Genomic DNA, 18,265 nt, shown 5'->3' on the forward strand with positions numbered 1-18,265 from the left:
GCGGATTTAGAGAGCTTAACTAGTGAACTTTCCACCGCGGGGAGTAAAATTTCTGAATCGATTTCTTCCCTCCAAAAAGTCTTAGAAGAGCTAAACCGCCTTTCCTCAGAGGGAGAATCCGTAACCATAACCAGAATATAATCGATGAGCGATGTTCGATGAGCGACTTTCGGGAATAATATAAAATAAAACGCTCATCGCTGATCGCTTTTCGCTCATCGAATTGTGAGGGGAAAATCGACATTAATGGATGGCGCTAGCCTCCTGGGAACCGAAGGTTCGTCACAAATAACCCGAGAGTTGGGAGGCGATGTCGATGCATATACCAGATGGATTCTTAGAGGCAAAGACTTGGGTTTCAACGGCGGTAGTTTCCGCAGGGGCTTTGGGATACGCCGTTAAGAAGGCCAATGAGAAACTGGGCGAAAAACAAGTCCCACTCATGGGCGTTGCGGCTGCATTCATCTTCGCTGCTCAGATGTTAAATTTTCCCGTAGTCGGTGGAATATCGGGTCACTTTCATCCTCAAACGATCCTTGGTTATCGTTCCATTCGTTCTGATGATTGCCATCTTCATCCCTTTCTTTAAACCCGGTGAGGTGGCAGGGGGATATAGTTTCGGCTCCTTTCGCTTGACCCTCACCTATAGTGGACTCGTAATTTTCTGGAACGTCCTCATCAAATCTTGGCTCTCAGTATTGAGCATGATCATCCTCTCATCCACAACCAAATTTCCCGATCTCCTTAAGGATTGGAAAAACTCAAAATACCGAAGGTCATGATATTAATCCTGTCATTTATGTATCGCTATATTTTTGTCCTTGTCGATGAGGTCATGCGCATGAAACGAGCTCGGGATTCTCGAAATTTTGGAGGCCATAAGACTTGGCAGATCAAAACCATAGGCAACATGATTGGTACCCTTTTTATGCGCACCTATGAACGTGCGGAGCGGGTGTACGTGGCCATGGTTTCCCGAGGTTTCAGCGGGGAAATAAAAACCTTGGATAATCTACACTTAACTGTAAGGGATTTTTGTTTCCTCTCTTTGATTATTTTGTATTTGATCTTTATTCGAGTATGGATGGTTCCATGAAAATAATAGAAATCGCCAATCTTAAGTTCACCTATCCCGATGGGACGGTGGCATTGAAGGGAATCAACCTGGATATCGAAGAAGGGGAATCGGTGGCCATACTCGGTCCCAATGGATCTGGAAAATCAACGCTCCTTCTTCAATTGAATGGTATCTTAAGGGGGGAAGGTACCATCAGGATTCGGGGTCTTTCCTTGGAAGAAAAAAATCTGAGGCGGATTCGGAGTCTGGTGGGGGTGGTCTTCCAAGATCCCGATGATCAGCTCTTTTCCCCAACGGTCTTCGATGATGTTGCCTTTGGTCCCATAAATATGGGCTTATCCCAGGAAGAAGTGAGAAAGAAAGTAAAAGAGGCTCTCGAAGAAGTGGAACTCACTGGTTTTGGAGATTGCTCAGCTCATCACCTAAGCTTTGGAGAGAGAAAAAAGGTTTCCATCGCCACCATTCTGTCCATGAACCCCGAGATTTTGGCCCTCGATGAACCCACAAGCAATCTCGAACCCAGGGCAAGGAGACACGTCATAGATTTGCTCAAGGGATTAAAGGAAACCAAGATCGTCGCCACCCATGATATGAATCTTGCCTGGGAACTTTGTGAGCGAGCCATGTTACTTAACGATGGAAAGATTGTGGCCGATGGACAAGGGAGAAAATATTGACCAACGAGTCCCTCCTAGTCAAACATGGCTTAGAACTGCCCTCTCTTTCCACGGCTTCAAAACGCTAATTCGAGGCATCCATCAATGCACATTCCCAGATATCTTCTTATGAGCGAGGTTCAGAATTTCACATAAGGTATGAGGATAAAAGAAATTTTGCTCAACTTATTTTCAAAGAGCAGTAACGCTAAAGAATTGATACTTCTTTCTCCTTACTTCCGAGCGAAAATAACCTTAGCTGGGACCAAAATAGCAATGGCAAACAATGCCGTCCCAACGCTGCCCAGGACCAGGGGCCCAGTTTTTCCAACCATAATACTGGTAGCTAAAACTCCACCCCAGCCAAAGATGCCAGCTATTAAAAGAGTGAGCCAAGCCCATCTTTCTCCTTTCCGATAACCAGCTAAGACCACCCCAATAATCAGGGTTGCAATGCAAAGAGCCAAACATCCAATCTCTCTGTGATCTGCTCTATACAAATCCGCTAGCCTTGGGTTGGCACTAGCAAAGTCACTCCAGGTCTGGCCAGTATAGCTTTCAAATCCGGCGGTAGGCATAACGATGTCCATTAATATCCCACCTAACAATATCCAGATTGCCATAATCAGAGCTGCAATCCAACCTACAGTGATGAGTTTGCTTTCCATTTTTATCCTCCTCTTTCATAATTTGTCGGGTGAGCAATTTCATATAACGTTTCGAGCGTATCCGAAGTTCCGAGCGATGCGAGGAATTTGGGCGAAGTGCCAAAGGCACGAAGCCAGATACGCTCTGTTATACGATGGGCTGGCAATCATATTTCACCTCGTATCTTTAGGAATTCTTCTATCAACTCTTTAATCACAATTGATTTATAAACTATTCCTAAATCTACCATTTGAGTGGTGGCTATCACTGGAACTTTCCCCGTTGGAATGTCAATAAGTTCGATAGTATTAAAGTCCTTTCTTATAAATACAGAGGCTACAACTCCCAAAAAGAAAATACGACTACCTACTACCAGGCCTTTGCCTTTGGGAGAATAACTGCCTATGTTACAAAGAAAAACAGGACTTCCACTTGACCCTGGAAAAATTGAGGCGTCAATTAGGAATGTGGGTTTTCCTTCAAAATCTACCGAAATAGGTGTTGCGGTTATCCCTCTCCTAACAACAGGTAATAAATTCCTTCTATCAAAAATATTGCTGGGGTAACCAACGAATATAATATCTTCAACAGCGTCAATATCTTCACTTAATGATTTATCCGAAGGAATTAACTCTGGAGTTACTGATTTAAAAAATATTTGAACGCCTTTCTGATGTAATTCGTTTAGGACTGGTGCAAAAGGCATAATGGCAACATCTATATCTTCTTGAGGATGTGCTATCCATTGTTTTTCAAAATTAGGATATTCAATCGTAAAAACTTTGCCCAAAATCGGCTTTTCACCATCACTTTGGTTAAATGCCAATTTCCCTCTGGTGGAGTCTTTAATAACATGCTTATTTGTAACCACAAATAAGTAGTGCTTATCGTCTTTTGCATAATCAAAAATAAACCCAGTACCTATGCTTATTGAGGCATCAGGAAGACTCGACTCAATTCTTACCGTTGTAAACAGTATATTCTCAAATATAGATTTGACTTCAATCATTGCACTTCTCCTCCTCTATTTGCCAGCCTTTCGTATAACGTTTTTGGTTGCCGAAGTCGCCGTAGGCGATTTGGACGAAGCGCAGCGAAGTCGGCAACCCCGTGTTAGGCGCCGTATGACGCAGGTGCCTTCTTAGCAATCGCCTTTATCTTCCTCCGGTGGAACTATTGGTCTACCCAGCCAATCCCTTTCGATCTTTTGCTTGCCCAACCAGTCCCTTTCTATTTTGGGCCTGCCTAACCAGTCTGTCTCTACTTTGTCTCTCCCTAGCCAATCCTTATCAGGAACCCATCTACCAAGCCAATCTTGGCGTACGTCTTGCCATCTTGCTTAATGATTCTCTCTCCAGTTTTCTTATCATACTTCTTGCCATCCTTCTCAATGTAATCCTCGCTCATTTTTGACCTCCTTCTCTTAGTTTTAGGCTCTGAGTAATATGGCGCCTAACGGTCCCGGTGTTTGCGAAGTGCCCCGAAGGGGGCATTTGGGTGAGCGTAGCGAACCGCAAACACTGTGTTAAGTGAGTGCGTTAGCACCGAGCCAAACGAAGTCGGCAAAGAGTTGCCCGAAGCCCTTTTGGGTATCCTCAGAGAACTTTTTTCACTTCCACTACTGGATCTGCTGGTGGAGACCCCAATACTTTCTCTACAATCTTTTTAACTGTCTCCACTGGATTCTCTACCTCCTCTGGAACTTCCCAATCACAGATTCCCATTCCCTTTTCGTCCACATAAGTATCCACTCTAATCCCAGGGGGATAGTTCTTCAATTCTTCTAAAAAACCATCCCGAACCTTCTTGAGTTCTTCCGCACTGAGCTTGGGAAGCCTATTCTTCTCGTAATGGAATAGTATTACCTTGGGCATGTTACCCCCCTTTCTTAATCCAATCTACTATTATTTGGTTGGCTGTTACTCCCCATTTGGGCTTCGGGCAATTTCACTTAACGTTTCCAGCATATACGAAGTTCCGCCGAAGGCGGAATTTGGGCGAACGAAGTGAGCCGTATATGCTGTGTTGTCCGAAGTTGCAGAAGTTATTCTTTAAATTTTCTTGCTACATCCTTCAAGCTTAAAACTTCAATAGGACAATTCTTCCAATCGTGCTCCCAGCATATTATTAGATCACACTGCAATGGATCATGACCATGAGTATTGAAGTCGCTTGATCTATACTCGAATTCTGCTTTGCAGCTTATCCATCTGCCTTTAATGTTCTTTTTTCTCAGAAGAGCATCGGGGAATTTACCCCTTATTCCTTCTATCCTAAAATCTAATTCGTATGCCAAAGCTGCGAACAACAAAATCACTCCTTGTTCATTTATAGGTTCGTATACAATGCTTCGGACACCCAGAATATCGCCGGTTTCATGTAGCTGGATTTCTTCCATTTTTCTGAAAGCTTCTTCTGGTTCCTCTTCTTTCTCTTCGATTTCAGGTTCAACACCATGTAGCTTCGCTAAACCTTCATCTTGATCCTTGCCCGTCTTTTGAAAAATTCGCACTCTTTCCCTGCCACTTTGGGTTATTTTCCATATCCCTCTTTCCGACGCATCAAGTTGACCCTTTCGCTTTAAGTATTCTCGTGCCCATTGAAGCCTATTGATCCAAATAATTTGCCCTCTTTTATATTTTCCATATTCTTCTGGATGTTCAAGAAGTTCCTGTTTCATTATTTCTTCAACTATAGGATAAACATCAGAAGTCTTGGCCGAGCCGCCTAATTTAATTAATGCTTGCAGCAATGGTATTTCGTAATCAGTAAATGATAATGGCATAGTTTTTATTCCTCCTTAATTGCAATTTCGGACAACTACAGAATAAGTGAATTTCGTTTAATTTTCACGTTGACAATATATATTAATCTTGCGCACGGCGCAATCCGCTTTCTCTTCGTTGAAGTGCTGAATCAAAAATGGTGCACGTATCACGGAAAAACCTATCGAGGATAACAAGTCCCCTTGATGCAATCTTTGAGAAATAGCAAAAGCCACCCCATAATCCATGTAAATTAAAACTTTCCTCCAATACAGCTAGTAGTCTTCTCCAGAAATTTCCAAGCACACTTGGAATGAAGAAAAAAGTGATTTAGAATAGTGCTAATTAACATGTGGGAAAATCCACCGGAAGTTGAGGAAGATGCCGAAGAGCAGATTTCACGTCGTAGTTAAGGGAGTAGTTCAGGGGGTGGGCTTTAGACCTTTCATCTATCAGCTTGCTCACTCGCATGAGTTAACCGGATGGGTTCTCAATTCTTCTAAAGGAGTGATCATAGAGGTAGAAGGCAAAAAGAAGGATTTGGAAGCCTTCGTCGAGGATATTGAGACCAAAGCTCCGCCCCTGGCCAGGATAGAAAGCATCGATGTGCAATCTCTTCCCCCCACGGGTTACTCTTCCTTCATCATCAAACACAGCGTAGAGGAGCAAGAGCAATTCTTGTTGATCTCTCCGGATATCTGCATCTGCGATGATTGCCTGCGGGAATTGTTCGATCCAAATGATAGACGATACCGATATCCCTTCATCAACTGCACAAATTGTGGTCCACGCTTTACCATCATCGAAGACATTCCCTATGACAGACCAAAGACCACCATGAAGAAATTCAAGATGTGCCCCAAGTGCCAGGCGGAATACGATGATCCCACAAACAGGCGTTTTCACGCTCAACCGAATGCTTGTCCCAAGTGTGGACCCTCTCTTCAACTAGTGGTGAGTCGGGGGTCGGGGGTCGGGAGTGTGATTCGATGTGAGGATCCCATTACGGAGACCATCAAACTGCTGAAAGAGGGAAAGATCGTAGCCATAAAGGGGCTGGGCGGATTTCATCTGGCGTGCGATGCGGAGAACGACAAAGCCGTGGAAACCTTGAGAGTTAGAAAGAGGAGACCCGGCAAGCCACTCGCCATCATGCTCCACGATGTGGAACAAATCAGAAAACACTGTTTGGTCTCAGAGGATGAGGAGAAGATACTCAAAAGTCCCCAGAGACCGATCGTGCTTCTCCTCAAGAAACCCGATACCTCCATCTCCCCCTTAGTGGCTCCCAATAATAACTACCTGGGGGTAATGCTTCCTTACACGCCGCTTCACTACATCCTGCTCAAGGAATCAGGTATGGCACTCATCATGACCAGCGGGAACATAAGTGAAGAGCCCATTGCCATGGAGAATGAGGAAGCTCTGAGGAGGTTAGGGCATATCGCCGATTATTTCCTGATGCATAACCGAGACATTTATTCGAGATACGATGACTCGGTGGTGCGGGTGATCGATGGTGAATTGATCATGATTCGGAGGGCGAGGAGTTTTGCCCCCTTTCCCATCCACCTACCCTTTAAAACCAAGGAAATTTTAGCCTGCGGACCAGAGCTTAAGAACACCTTCTGCCTGACACATGAAAATTACGCTTTCGTCAGTCAGCACATTGGGGACATGGAAAACCTGGAGACCTTCGAACATTTTGAAACCACCCTTGAACTTTACAAGAGACTTTTCAGGATCGATCCTAAGATAGTCGTCTACGACCTTCACCCCGAGTATCTCTCAACGAAATATGCTTTATCCCTAAAGGACGTAAAATTGGTGGGGGTTCAACACCACCATGCCCACATAGTTAGCTGCATGGTAGAAAATAAAGTGAAAGATAAAGTCATTGGGATATCCTTTGATGGTTTGGGATACGGGACCGACGGCACAATCTGGGGAGGAGAAATCCTCATCGCCGATTGGAAGGAGTTTGAGCGAGTTGGTCACTTGAGATACGTCCCCATGCCCGGTGGAGTGGCTGCCATCGAAAAACCATACAGAATGGCCTTTGGCTTCTTGTATTCATTCTTCGGTGAAGATTATAGGAATTTTAAGATTGACTTCTTAAAATTCCTCGATGAGACCGAGGTAAACATAATGAAGAGGCAAATCGATAAAAAGATTAATTCTCCCCTTACCTCCAGTTGCGGCAGATTATTCGATGCGGTTTCTTCTCTAACGAGGATCAGGGATGAAATCGATTATGAAGGGCAAGCCGCAGTGGAACTGGAGATGATAGCGGATCCCAGCATTGAAGAAAGCTACCCCTTTGAAATCCAGACTAGGGACGAGGGACGAGGGACGAGTATCGACTATCGACTGGTTATTGACACCAAACCAATTATCGAAGGTGTGATCAAGGACTTGGAAAATGGAGTTCCCGTGCCCCTGATAGCAGCGAAGTTCCACAACACCGTGATGGAATTCGTCTTGGATATTTGTAAGCGGATAAGAGAGCGAGAAGGTCTGAATAAAGTGGTTTTGAGTGGTGGGGTTTTTCAGAACGTTTATCTCCTAACCAATCTACCCAGAAGGCTTAAAGGGGAAGGATTTGAGGTCTTTATACAGAAAAAAGTTCCAGCTAATGATGGAGGGATATCATTGGGACAAGTGGTGGTGGCAAACGAAATCTGCAAGGATGAAAATTTAATCCAAGGAATAGGGGAGAAAGATGTCACGGAAGGGTAAAAGCTCCCAACCCATTATATATGTCAGAACCTCAAAAGATGAAATTGAAAAGTGGGACGGGAAAAAGATCGTTGAAGCTCTGATCAGAGAAACTGACATCGAGCAAAACTTGGCCGAAAAGATAAGCCAGGAAGTGGAGGAGCAAATCATCTCCTCGAAGCTTACCACCGTTACCGCTTCTCTCATCCGAGAGCTCGTGGACACCAAATTGGTCGAGTATGGTCTCGAAGAAGCTAGGAGAAAACACGCTCGCCTAGGTGTGCCCCTCTATGATACAGAACAAGCCATCTTATACCCCAGCAAGGAAAATGCCAACATCCCTCACAACCCCGAGGCATCAAATCTAGTCCTCGCAGAACAGATTAAGAAGCAGTTTGCCCTGGCAAAAGTCTTCTCCCAGGATGTTGCCGATGCTCATATGCGCGGAGATATTCATCTCCACGATCTAGGATATCCAGACAGACCATATTGTTCGGGGCAAAATTTGGAATACGTCAAGAAATTTGGGTTGAAATTGCCATTCTGGGCCACCGCTAAGCCCGCCAGACACCCTGAGGTCCTTCTTGAACAGATGATAAAGATGTCCGCAGCCCTCCAGGGACATTTCGCTGGAGCCATCGGTTGGGATGCGGTGAATCTATTCTTCGCTCCTTATCTTGTGGGTTTAAGCAATAAAGAAATCCATCAACTGGCTCAGATGATGATATTCGAGCTCTCTCAGCAATCAGTGGCTCGTGGAGGGCAGACGATTTTTAGCGATCTCAACTTGTACTGGGAAGTTCCGAGGCATTTTGAGGACGTTCCCGCCATCGGGCCGGGTGGAGAATATACCGGGAAGACCTACCGAGATTACCTAAAAGAGGCACAAAAATTCATCTGGGCTCTCTTCGATGTATACAAAGAGGGAGATGCCGAAGGTAAGCCATTCTTCTTTCCCAAACCCTTGCTCCACATCACTTCAAAGTTCTTTGAGACCCCAGGACATGAAAGGTTCCTCAACCATATTTCGGAGGTGGCTAGCCTTAAGGGTAATACCTACTTCGTTTTCGACCGCGGCGATACTTACCGCATAAATGAATGTTGTAGATTGGCTTTCGAGCTCGATTCAGCCGATTTGGCCGAGGCAAAGCAACCCTGGAAGATGAGATATTCCGCCCTGCAAAATGTATCCATCAATCTGCCGCGAGTGGCTTATCTGAGCAAGGGAAAGGAGGAAGAGCTCTTCGATAAAATTACACAACTCATGGAGCTCGCCGCCAAAGCTCATCTTCAAAAGAGAACTTTTCTCGAAAAGCTCCTAAAAATGGGCGAAAAGGGACCGCTGGCACTATTGGCCATCGAGCTCGATGGAGAACCCTATCTCCGCATGCATCGAGCCACACATCTTTTCGGCATCGTTGGATTAAATGAGCTCGTGCAGGCGCATACGGGTAAGGAACTTCATGAAAGCGAGGAGGCTCTTAAATTTGGGCTGAAGATTATCTCCCATATGAAACTCACGGCTAATAAACTATCAAAAAAGCACGGTCTGCGCTTCGTTTTGGAGCAGACACCCGCGGAGCACGTGGCTTACAGATTTGCCACGCTGGACATGAAACACTTCCCAAAGGAAGCTTCTCGGGTCGTTAAAGGAAATATAGATTTTGGTGAAATTTACTATACCAATTCCACATACCTCAATGTGGGAGCTCCAATCGACCCCATAGAGCGCGTGACCATTGAAGGGATGTTCCATCCCTTAATTGAAGCGGGTTGGCTCTCTCATATATGGTTGGGAGAGGCTCAACCTCCTCCGGAGTCCATCGCCAATTTCGTTACAAAGGTATTCAAAAATACTCATAACTCTCAGATAGCTTTCTCGCCCGAATTCACCTCCTGCCTTAATTGTGGAAAAATCACTCGAGGGCTCCTCGACAGCTGCGCTCACTGTGGCTCTAAGAATATAGAGGGGATAACCCGGATCACAGGGTATTTTTCCAGAACAACCCGCTGGAATAAGGGAAAACTTGGTGAACTCAAGGATAGACATAGGGTGACTTTATAGGAGGAAACAGGGTTGAGATTGCAAAACCTCGTCGTAGAAGCGATCAAAACACCTTCCCTGCTTGCTTTCGGAGCCGTCTTTATCGCCGGAATAATTGTCAGTCTGGGCTCATGTGCCATAATGGAATTACCTATCCTAATTGGATATATAGGTGGGATGGGCTATTCCTCGAGAAGAAGGATATTTGCCATTACCTTACTCTTTGTTCTGGGGATGCTCACCACCTATTTAATTATAGGAATCGTCGTTGGGATGGCCAGCATGACCTTAAGCAAAATAGCTACCTTGAGTACAATTCTTTATTTAGCTATGGGAGCGGTCTCTCTCATTCTGGGACTTTACATGCTTGGCTTCATCCACCCACCCATACCCAACCTTTCTTTGCAAAAACCTCCAAGGAGGCTGGGACTTTTGGGAGCTTATCTTCTAGGTTTGGGGTTTATCTTTTTCGAAGCACCGACCTGTCCCGCATGCGCTCCCGCACTCATGTTAATAAGCAGTTATATGGTGACCGCTGGGAAAATCCTTTGGAGTCTCTTCCTACTTCTAACATACGTGCTTGGTCAAAGCGTGCCCATCTTGATTGCGGGAACTTTAACAGGTGTCATAAAACCCTTAACCGAGAGAGCCCATTCCTGGAAGGAATATTTTCAAATCGTTAGCAGTATTTTACTGATTCTAGTAAGTTTGGATTTATTTTGGTTGGCCTAGCTTTAGAGTTAGGAGTTGGAAGTCCGGGTGTGAAAAATTCAAATGGAACACAAGCACAACAATACCGCATATAGGAGAGTCTCAAAGCGCGATAGGGTAATTATGACCTTGCTCACCATAGGGTTGGCAATTGTAGCATTGAGACCATTCGTTGCCTTCCAAAGTTTTAATCGTGCCTACTCCTTCTCTGAGAATCAAATGTACAATAAAGCAATTACCCATTATAGAAGGGCAATCCTTTTGGATCCAAAATTTAGCACAGCCCATAGTTATCTGGCGTATTGTTACAACAAAACAGAGCAAATCGAACAAGCCATTGCCTCTTACCAACGGGCAATAGAACTCAACCCAAAGGATAAACAAGCCCACTTGGAACTGGGTTTAATCCACTATAACCAAAAAGAGTATACCAAAGCCATAATCCATCTTGACCAAGTAGCCAAGATTGATCCACAAGATGTCTCCACCAGAGTCTTGCTTGCTGAATGTCACGAAAGAATCGGCCAAAAGGAGAAGGCATATTCCGTTTGGAAGGAAATATTGACCATCACCCCCATTATGATCCCGCCAAGAGGGCCTTGGAAAGACTTAAAAGATAGGAGAATGGGAAGAATTAGAAAAGAGTAGAGTTGAGTAAGTCTAAAAGAACTGGTAGACTTAAAATACGAATTTAAGGTAAATAACTTCTCGAGTGGGGGAAATCGATATGTGCTTGGGCATACCAGCAAAGATCGTCAAAATTGACGAACGCCAAATAGCGGAGATTGAAATTGGGGGCATTATAAGGAAAGCAAGCTTGCAATTGGTTCCAGAAGCAAAGGTAGGAGATTATGTCATTGCCCATGCTGGATTTGCCATTCAAATTCTCGACGAGAAGGAGGCCCAGGAAACTCTAAAACTCCTGGAGGCATTCAGTGAAATACCTGAGTGAGTATCGAGACCCGGTCCTGGCCCAAAAGGTCATTGAAAATATCAAGAAAATCTCCCATACACCCGTCAACCTTATGGAGGTTTGTGGCACTCATACCGTTGCCATCTCCAAAAACGGGATAAGACAGGTGATGCCCAAAACGGTGACATTGCTCTCCGGTCCAGGGTGTCCCGTCTGCGTTACGGCTAATGAAGATATCGATAAGGCCATTTGGCTCGCCCGGCAATCCGGAGTTATCCTTGCAACCTTCGGTGATATGATGAAAGTCCCCGGTTCTTATTCGAGTCTTTCTGCGGAGAAGGCCGAAGGTGTAGACATAAGGGTGGTCTATTCCACCCTCGATGCTTTACAGATCGCCGATGACAATCCGGATAAAAAAGTGATCTTCTTCGGGGTGGGATTTGAAACCACCTCCCCCACCATTGCCCTCTCCATATTGGAGGCAAGAAAGCGAGGGCTCAAAAATTACTCCGTTCTGGCCCGTCATAAGCTTATTCCACCGGCAATGGCCGCGCTTCTAAGCCTTGGGGAAGTAAAACTTCATGGATTTATTTGCCCTGGGCACGTGAGTACCATCATAGGTAGTAAACCCTACAAATTCATCGCGGAAGAACACGGTATTCCCTGCGTCATTTCGGGCTTTGAGCCCTTGGATGTCCTTCAAACAATATACATGCTGGTAAGACAGGCAGAAAACGGTGAAGCTAGGGTCGAAGTGCAATATAAAAGAAGCGTTCGCTCCGAGGGAAACACAACGGCCCTGAAGATCCTCGATGAAGTCTTTGAAGTTTGCGATGCCGATTGGCGAGGCATCGGTATTATCCCAAATAGTGGATTCAAGCTCAAGGAAGATTACTCCGACTTCGATGCGGATAAAATCTTTGATGTTGAGGTTCCTCCCCCGAAGGATGATCCTCCGGGTTGCAGCTGTGGAGAGATTTTAAGGGGGGTCAAATTTCCCTACCAGTGTAAATTGTTCGGGAAGGCTTGCACTCCTGAAAGGCCCATTGGACCATGTATGGTCTCTTCGGAAGGTGCCTGTGCAGCTTATTATCGTTACGGCACCGGGTAAGGCGTTGGCTGGTTGGCTTGATATTTCCTGCAAATAGCGAGCTGGCAAACTAGCCAACCAGCAAACAGATAAGTGAGGTTACAGTGGTGAAAGATGAAAAGATATTGTTGGCTCACGGCAGTGGTGGAAAATTGATGCACGATCTGGTGAGCCAAATCTTTCTCAAGAAATTCCATAATCCCATCCTCGCCAAATTGGATGACATGGCCATGTTTAAATTGGGCGAAGCCAATCTGGCCTTTACCACGGATACATACGTGGTCAGCCCCCTTTTCTTCAATGGTGGAGACATTGGCAGGCTTGCCATCTGTGGAACGGTAAATGACCTCGCGGTAAGTGGTGCCATGCCCAAATATATCAGCGCTGCCTTCGTCATAGAGGAGGGCTTTCCACTCTCCGATCTGGAAAAAATCCTGGATTCCATGGTTAGAGCGGCGGGGGAAGCGGGCGTGATCGTGGTTACCGGAGATACCAAGGTTGTGGAAAAGGGAGGAGCGGATAAACTATTCATCAATACCGCAGGTGTTGGAATAATTCCCGAAGGAATCAATATCTCTGGCTCGAATGCGCGAGTCGGCGACAAGGTTATCCTCTCGGGCTCCATCGGCGACCACGGAATCGCGGTGATCAGCCAAAGAGAGGGATTGGAATTTAAAACTCAAATTAAAAGCGATTGTGCACCCCTAAATCATCTGATTGCGGAGATGCTCCAGGTGACCAGGGGGATCAGATGTCTTAGAGATCCCACGAGAGGGGGATTAGCCAGCACCTTAAATGAATTCGTTACCCAATCCAATGTGGGGATATTCATTGAGGAGCAAAAAGTTCCCATAAAGGAAGAAGTTCTTGGAGCTTGTGAAATGCTAGGCTATGATCCCTTCCACGTCGCCAATGAAGGGAAATTGGTGGCCATAGTCAATCCCGAAGATGCCGATGAAGTCGTAAAAGTGATGCAAAGAAACAAATATGGTAGGGAAGCACAAATCATAGGGGAAGTAGTTTCCAATCCTAAGGGTAAAGTTATCGTAAAAACGGCGGTTGGAGCCAGAATCCTGGACATGCTCGTTGGTGAGCAACTGCCCAGAATCTGTTAACCTTTCACCCCAAATTTTCAAAGGTTTTAGCATCAAATATATTGAATAATGAAGAATTTTGTGATAAAATTCACAATAAAGTAAATAGATAAATTGACTATATTGGAACAAAAATTTCTCTCACCTAAGCAAGTAGAGGTTAAAACCCTGAGTACTAAGAGATTAATCTTTTATACCTTCATCGCCGTTTTCCTCTTGGTGCTTTTCTGGGTTTGGATCTGGTTGTTGGTTGTAATCCTATCTTAAAAACGGAGACCCATCTGGGATATTGATGGCAACGATGCAGCTCAAATGGGTTTACAACCCTAGTATGGATTTTAGTTTTTTGGCTTGCCTACGGCTAACCGGGATCTCACTTTCTTTGGCATCCTTCATCCGCAAAAGATAGGTTCCCCCGAACATGGGAATTATTTCTTTGACCTGATGGAGATTTACGATATATCCTCTGTGGGCTCGGAAAAATGCTTGACCTCGAAGGCGTACCTCCAATCCCTTCAACGCAAAGGATGTGATGAAACTCTCGTGAGGCGTGTGGATGAAAGCATAATCATTTCTGGTATTTATATATGTGATATCCTTCGTCGGGAGAAGAATGGTTTTATCTCCCCTGTGAACCGGGATTCTATCAATTTTAATGGTCTCGGGGGTAGGCAACCTTACCTCCTTCAATCGATATCCTTTCTTCCTCTCCCAAATCTTATTTATGGTTTGCGCTAATCGTTCTTCTTTGAAGGGTTTAACCAAGTAATCCAAAGCATCTAATTCAAAAGCTTTTACAGCATGCTCACCAAAGGCTGTGACAAAAACAACGGCTGGAGAATCCGGAAGTTCTTGGAGAACTTCCGCCACATGCAGACCTGTGAGTCCGGGCATTTGAATATCCAAAAATACCACATCGTAAGTCAACGCCTTTATTAGTTCTAATGCCTCTACAGCGTTGGTGGCATCCCCAACAACTTCCACACCTTTGATCTTTTCCAGTATGTAACGAAGCTCGGCTCTTGCCGGTGCTTCATCATCCACTATGAGTGCCTTAATCTTCATGAGAACCTCCCTGATGAACCTTCAGGCAAGTAGCCAGCCTGTCGTCCCGGCGATGAGTCAGGAAAGCAAAGTATGCGAAGGGTGACTACGGTGCCCTTACCCATCTCGCTATCAATATTGAGTCTATATTCATCGCCATAGAGACTTTTTAGCCTCTCATTAACATTGCTCAACCCTATTCCCATTCCCTTACCGAGGCCCGATAGGAGGATTTTATGCATATTGGTTGAGGGAATACCAACCCCATTGTCCTCAACTTTTATTATCATTTCCGAGTTTTTGAGTTCAGATGAAATTTTTATCTTAAGACCATTGGACGTGAGGCCGTGCTTTACGGCATTTTCCACGATTGGTTGAAGAACCAGGGCGGGAAGCTTTAAATTTAGTGTTGAAGGATCTATGTCCTCTATTATCCGTAGCTTTTCCCCGAATCTTGCCTTTTCAAAGATAAGATAGGAATTGACGTAGTCTAATTCCTCCTCCAAAGTTACCATATCGCTTCCCCTCTCCAGAGTTTTTCTGAAAAAATCTGCGAACTGAATGAGTAGCTTCCGCGCTCTGTCGGGCTTGGTACGGCAAAACATGGCGATGGTGTTCAGGGTATTGTACAGGAAATGGGGATTGATCTGAGCCTGCAAGGCTTTAAGCTCAGCCTTACATGCAAGTTCGCGCTGTTTATCGATCTCAGAGAGTTCTAGCTGAGTACTTAAGAGGCGAGCTAATCCTTCGGCCACCGTTACTCGGCTCTCCGTCAGCTTTTCTTTGTTATCGTAATAAAACTTGAGAGCTCCAACGGCTTTACCTCTTAATTCTAAGGGCACAACGATGGCAGCCTGGAGAGGACAATCCAAAACGGGGCAACCGATTTCCTCTCGAGACTTGAGGATTCGGGTTTCATCGTACTTCAAAGATTCCCTGGTGGCTTTTGTCATGATGGGTTTTCCGGCCCTGTGATGATTTTTCCCCCCACCAGTAAAAGCCAACACAGTATTGAGATCTGTCAGAGCAACGGCTAAGGCGTCGGATTCCTTGTGAATTATCTCCGCTACTTTGCTCGCTGAATCGGAGTTTAATCCTGTCCTCAAGTAGGGTAGGGTCTGATTGGCGATTTCCAAAATTTGGTGTGATTGCATTGCCTTTCCATGCTCCGGTTCTTCCTTTAAACTCAGGAAAACCGTCAAACTTAAAAAAATCCCCGTGGTAATAAGAGCAGTCAAAAGTGGTAGAGCTACCCTTCCTTCGAAGATAATCCCCAAACTTGGACCGAAAAGATAGACCAGAAAAGCCAGCCACGAACCAAAAACCAAACTGAAGACGAAATAAATGCATAGCTTCGAAAGAATATTTTTCCGCCTATAAAACACCCTAATCACCATACTCACTTTATTGTAACTCTTAATTTCCTTGACACTTAGGTGTACTACGACTTTATTAGTTTATTACCCGCATACCATTGGTTTTATTATTATAAACCATAGCTGCTCTTTTTAATACCCTGGTTCCGCATTCATAGCATTTACAGCCAAAACCAACTTAAAACCTCAAAGTAAGCAAAGTAGAGGGCTATAATGAGAAGGAAAAGCCCAAATAAGAATCGCACCAGGGATTCTCGTAATTTAATGGTGATTTTTGATCCCAAATATGCTCCAGGGATAACCCCAGAGATTAGAAGAAGTGCTAATTTCACATCGACGTGTTTCAAAAAATAATGTGCTATGGAACCGGGTAAGGTATAGACGGTGATCACCACCAGGGAGGTACCGAAAGCCTCTTTTACGTTCTTTTCAAAAAGGATAATCATCGCTGGGATGAGTAAAAATCCTCCTCCCAGGCCTAAAAATCCAGAGAAAAATCCACAACCAAAACCGGTTCCCAAAATTGTACTTCTATTTGATCGAAAGAAATGCTTGCCTATCCCTCCAGCAGACCTGCCTGCCTGCCGGTGGGCATGACCTGCTTCTGCCTGAGCAGAGCGATGGCCGACAGGCCTACCTGCTGTGCATGAGGGGTCGTTCCTTCCCCCTGCCTTCTGTGGAATTAAAAATTTGATTCCCAACAGCAAAATCACCAAGGCCGTGATGAGCATAATGAGATGACCTGGGAATAAGAGGGTGATTCCGGAGCCCAGAAACACCCCAATGACACCCGGAATTGCCAACTGCGAGGCTAACCTTCCATCCACGAGCTTACTTCGATGATAAATGTAAGCTCCAGTGAGAGCCGAGGGAATTATTACCAGTAGAGGAGTTCCCAGAGCTATCCAAGGGGAATAACCCAAAATTAAGCGTATTGCGGGAGTGGTGATCACTCCTCCTCCCACGCCAAATTGGCCGGAGAGATAACCAGAAACAAAACCTATTAGGATTTCCTTCATAATTTTCCTTTATAGCTGGGCCATAAATCACGAATATTTTTCTGAAGGGGTGGGGCTGAAGAGGCGACTCTGAGCACGCCGTCCACCCCTCTTTAGATAATCATGCAGCAGATTCTGAAATACGACAAGGGTCATGGGAGAATTGACCGATGACCCATAACTCTTGATTTACGGTACACTAGAGCTGCCAAGGGGCAACCCTGCCAATTTCCTGACCGAAGTTTCTCAATCTAATCGAACCGAAAACCAAGCCCGAAATACGAGCATTGATAACGGGTGTTAACACCTTGAGAATATCCGTTTCAGCATCGTAGCCGGTGAGAATACCTATCCCCAGAAGCTCACCACGGGAATCTTTTAACCCCAATACCAGATTGAATAGCTCTATTCCCCCAGCCAAATCAATGCCGGGAGGATAGAGGGCCAAGCTCCTTAAGGGTAAACTCAGTACCTTGGAATTAGCGAAATAGCGCTGGTATGCATTCTTCCTAATTCTAATCCTTTCTTCCCTGCTTAAAATCCTAACTTCTGGTGGAACGGGTAATCTATGGATCCGATATCTTGAAAAGGTCCAGATCGATCGGAGGATGGGTTCAAGTTCCTTCCCCCTTTGAAGAGCAACTATGTAGTCAGGCGAGGTTAAATTAATCTTATGATACTTTAGGGCTTCTCCGAAGGGATGAGCTATTAACCCACTGGTATCCACCACAATGAGATTGCACCCCATATCCCGCGCCTTATCCACCATCCTCTTCGCCCCTACCAGGGTTTCAAGCATATGCCCTCTGGGGCTGTTATCCCCGACAAAGTGTAGGCTCGCGGGCTTAAGCACCTTCAGGTCTTCCTTCGGCTCTGAGGCAACGACCAATCCAATGGTTGTAGGGGGACCAAAAGTGGATTGACCCACATCGGAATCGACTATCCCCACTCGTGCTCCTCTTTTAAGGGCTCGATCGGCTAAAGCAAGGGAGAATGTTGTTTTTCCAGTATCGGGCCCTCCCAGGACAAAAATAATCCCCTTGAAAGGGGGATTCGATAATATTCTGATTGTTTCTTCCCACTGAACCGGATATTCCATCAACTCCTCCACAGTCCATTCTTCGAGCTTC

Annotated in this window: 19 protein-coding genes; 10 read left to right on the forward strand and 9 right to left on the reverse strand. The window is 45.2% G+C overall.

The annotated features are described in order from the left end of the window. Positions 1–316 precede the first annotated feature (316 nt). From AB1466_01180 to AB1466_01190, 3 genes are all read left to right on the forward strand, one after another. Entirely contained in the window at positions 317–589 is a 273-nt protein-coding gene (locus AB1466_01180; protein MEW6188715.1) for an energy-coupling factor ABC transporter permease, read from the forward strand. A 162-nt stretch (positions 590–751) separates the two neighbouring features. Further along, complete coding sequence (locus AB1466_01185; GenBank protein MEW6188716.1) at positions 752–1,096, forward strand: energy-coupling factor transporter transmembrane component T; 345 nt, start codon at positions 752–754, stop codon at positions 1,094–1,096. Further along, complete coding sequence (locus AB1466_01190; protein ID MEW6188717.1) at positions 1,093–1,755, forward strand: ABC transporter ATP-binding protein; 663 nt, start codon at positions 1,093–1,095, stop codon at positions 1,753–1,755. Before AB1466_01185 ends, AB1466_01190 begins: the two co-directional genes overlap by 4 nt. Before the next feature lie 212 nt (positions 1,756–1,967). Here AB1466_01190 and AB1466_01195 read toward each other — a convergent pair whose 3' ends face one another. The 5 genes from AB1466_01195 to AB1466_01215 all read right to left on the reverse strand — a co-directional run bounded on the left by AB1466_01195 (position 1,968) and on the right by AB1466_01215 (position 5,167). After that, complete coding sequence (locus AB1466_01195; protein ID MEW6188718.1) at positions 1,968–2,402, reverse strand: hypothetical protein; 435 nt, start codon at positions 2,400–2,402, stop codon at positions 1,968–1,970. A 146-nt stretch (positions 2,403–2,548) separates the two neighbouring features. Continuing rightward, positions 2,549–3,391, reverse strand: a complete 843-nt coding sequence (locus AB1466_01200; GenBank protein ID MEW6188719.1) for a serine protease — start codon at positions 3,389–3,391, stop codon at positions 2,549–2,551. Positions 3,392–3,657: 266 nt separating this feature from the next. Beyond that, positions 3,658–3,789, reverse strand: a complete 132-nt coding sequence (locus tag AB1466_01205; GenBank protein MEW6188720.1) for a hypothetical protein — start codon at positions 3,787–3,789, stop codon at positions 3,658–3,660. A gap of 188 nt (positions 3,790–3,977) precedes the next feature. Then, the gene (locus AB1466_01210) at positions 3,978–4,256 is read right to left on the reverse strand and encodes a hypothetical protein (protein MEW6188721.1); all 279 of its coding nucleotides are present in this window, start codon (positions 4,254–4,256) and stop codon (positions 3,978–3,980) included. A 170-nt stretch (positions 4,257–4,426) separates the two neighbouring features. Beyond that, positions 4,427–5,167 (reverse strand): winged helix-turn-helix domain-containing protein, encoded by a 741-nt coding sequence (locus AB1466_01215; GenBank protein ID MEW6188722.1) that lies wholly within the window; start codon positions 5,165–5,167, stop codon positions 4,427–4,429. Between the two features lie 361 nt (positions 5,168–5,528). Here AB1466_01215 and hypF point away from each other — a divergent pair, with 361 nt between their 5' ends. From hypF to hypE, 7 genes are all read left to right on the forward strand, one after another. After that, positions 5,529–7,886, forward strand: coding sequence for a carbamoyltransferase HypF (gene hypF / locus AB1466_01220; protein MEW6188723.1), 2,358 nt, complete (start codon positions 5,529–5,531; stop codon positions 7,884–7,886). After that, on the forward strand, positions 7,870–9,930 hold the full coding sequence (nrdD, locus tag AB1466_01225) for an anaerobic ribonucleoside-triphosphate reductase (GenBank protein ID MEW6188724.1): 2,061 nt from the start codon (positions 7,870–7,872) through the stop codon (positions 9,928–9,930). Before hypF ends, nrdD begins: the two co-directional genes overlap by 17 nt. 12 nt (positions 9,931–9,942) lie before the next feature. Continuing rightward, complete coding sequence (locus AB1466_01230) at positions 9,943–10,641, forward strand: cytochrome c biogenesis protein CcdA (GenBank protein MEW6188725.1); 699 nt, start codon at positions 9,943–9,945, stop codon at positions 10,639–10,641. 42 nt (positions 10,642–10,683) lie between these two features. Beyond that, complete coding sequence (locus AB1466_01235) at positions 10,684–11,268, forward strand: tetratricopeptide repeat protein (GenBank protein MEW6188726.1); 585 nt, start codon at positions 10,684–10,686, stop codon at positions 11,266–11,268. 79 nt (positions 11,269–11,347) lie between these two features. Then, complete coding sequence (locus AB1466_01240) at positions 11,348–11,572, forward strand: HypC/HybG/HupF family hydrogenase formation chaperone (protein MEW6188727.1); 225 nt, start codon at positions 11,348–11,350, stop codon at positions 11,570–11,572. Then, entirely contained in the window at positions 11,556–12,644 is a 1,089-nt protein-coding gene (gene hypD / locus AB1466_01245) for a hydrogenase formation protein HypD (protein ID MEW6188728.1), read from the forward strand. Before AB1466_01240 ends, hypD begins: the two co-directional genes overlap by 17 nt. An 86-nt stretch (positions 12,645–12,730) precedes the next feature. Further along, positions 12,731–13,738, forward strand: coding sequence for a hydrogenase expression/formation protein HypE (hypE, locus tag AB1466_01250; GenBank protein ID MEW6188729.1), 1,008 nt, complete (start codon positions 12,731–12,733; stop codon positions 13,736–13,738). A gap of 297 nt (positions 13,739–14,035) precedes the next feature. Here hypE and AB1466_01255 read toward each other — a convergent pair whose 3' ends face one another. From AB1466_01255 to AB1466_01270, 4 genes are all read right to left on the reverse strand, one after another. After that, positions 14,036–14,782, reverse strand: coding sequence for a response regulator (locus tag AB1466_01255; protein ID MEW6188730.1), 747 nt, complete (start codon positions 14,780–14,782; stop codon positions 14,036–14,038). After that, a complete protein-coding gene (locus AB1466_01260; protein MEW6188731.1) occupies positions 14,779–16,146 on the reverse strand; it encodes a histidine kinase in 1,368 nt (455 codons plus the stop codon). The genes AB1466_01255 and AB1466_01260 overlap by 4 nt, the downstream gene beginning before the upstream one ends. A 152-nt stretch (positions 16,147–16,298) precedes the next feature. Further along, positions 16,299–17,156 carry a sulfite exporter TauE/SafE family protein gene (locus AB1466_01265; protein MEW6188732.1) on the reverse strand — a complete coding sequence of 286 codons (858 nt, stop codon included), beginning with the start codon at positions 17,154–17,156 and terminating at the stop codon, positions 16,299–16,301. Between the two features lie 178 nt (positions 17,157–17,334). Beyond that, positions 17,335–18,234 carry a Clp1/GlmU family protein gene (locus AB1466_01270; protein ID MEW6188733.1) on the reverse strand — a complete coding sequence of 300 codons (900 nt, stop codon included), beginning with the start codon at positions 18,232–18,234 and terminating at the stop codon, positions 17,335–17,337. Between the last annotated feature and the right edge of the window lie 31 nt (positions 18,235–18,265).

It is taken from the genome of Actinomycetota bacterium (assembly GCA_040755895.1).
Classification (GTDB): domain Bacteria; phylum Actinomycetota; class Aquicultoria; order Subteraquimicrobiales; family Subteraquimicrobiaceae; genus Subteraquimicrobium.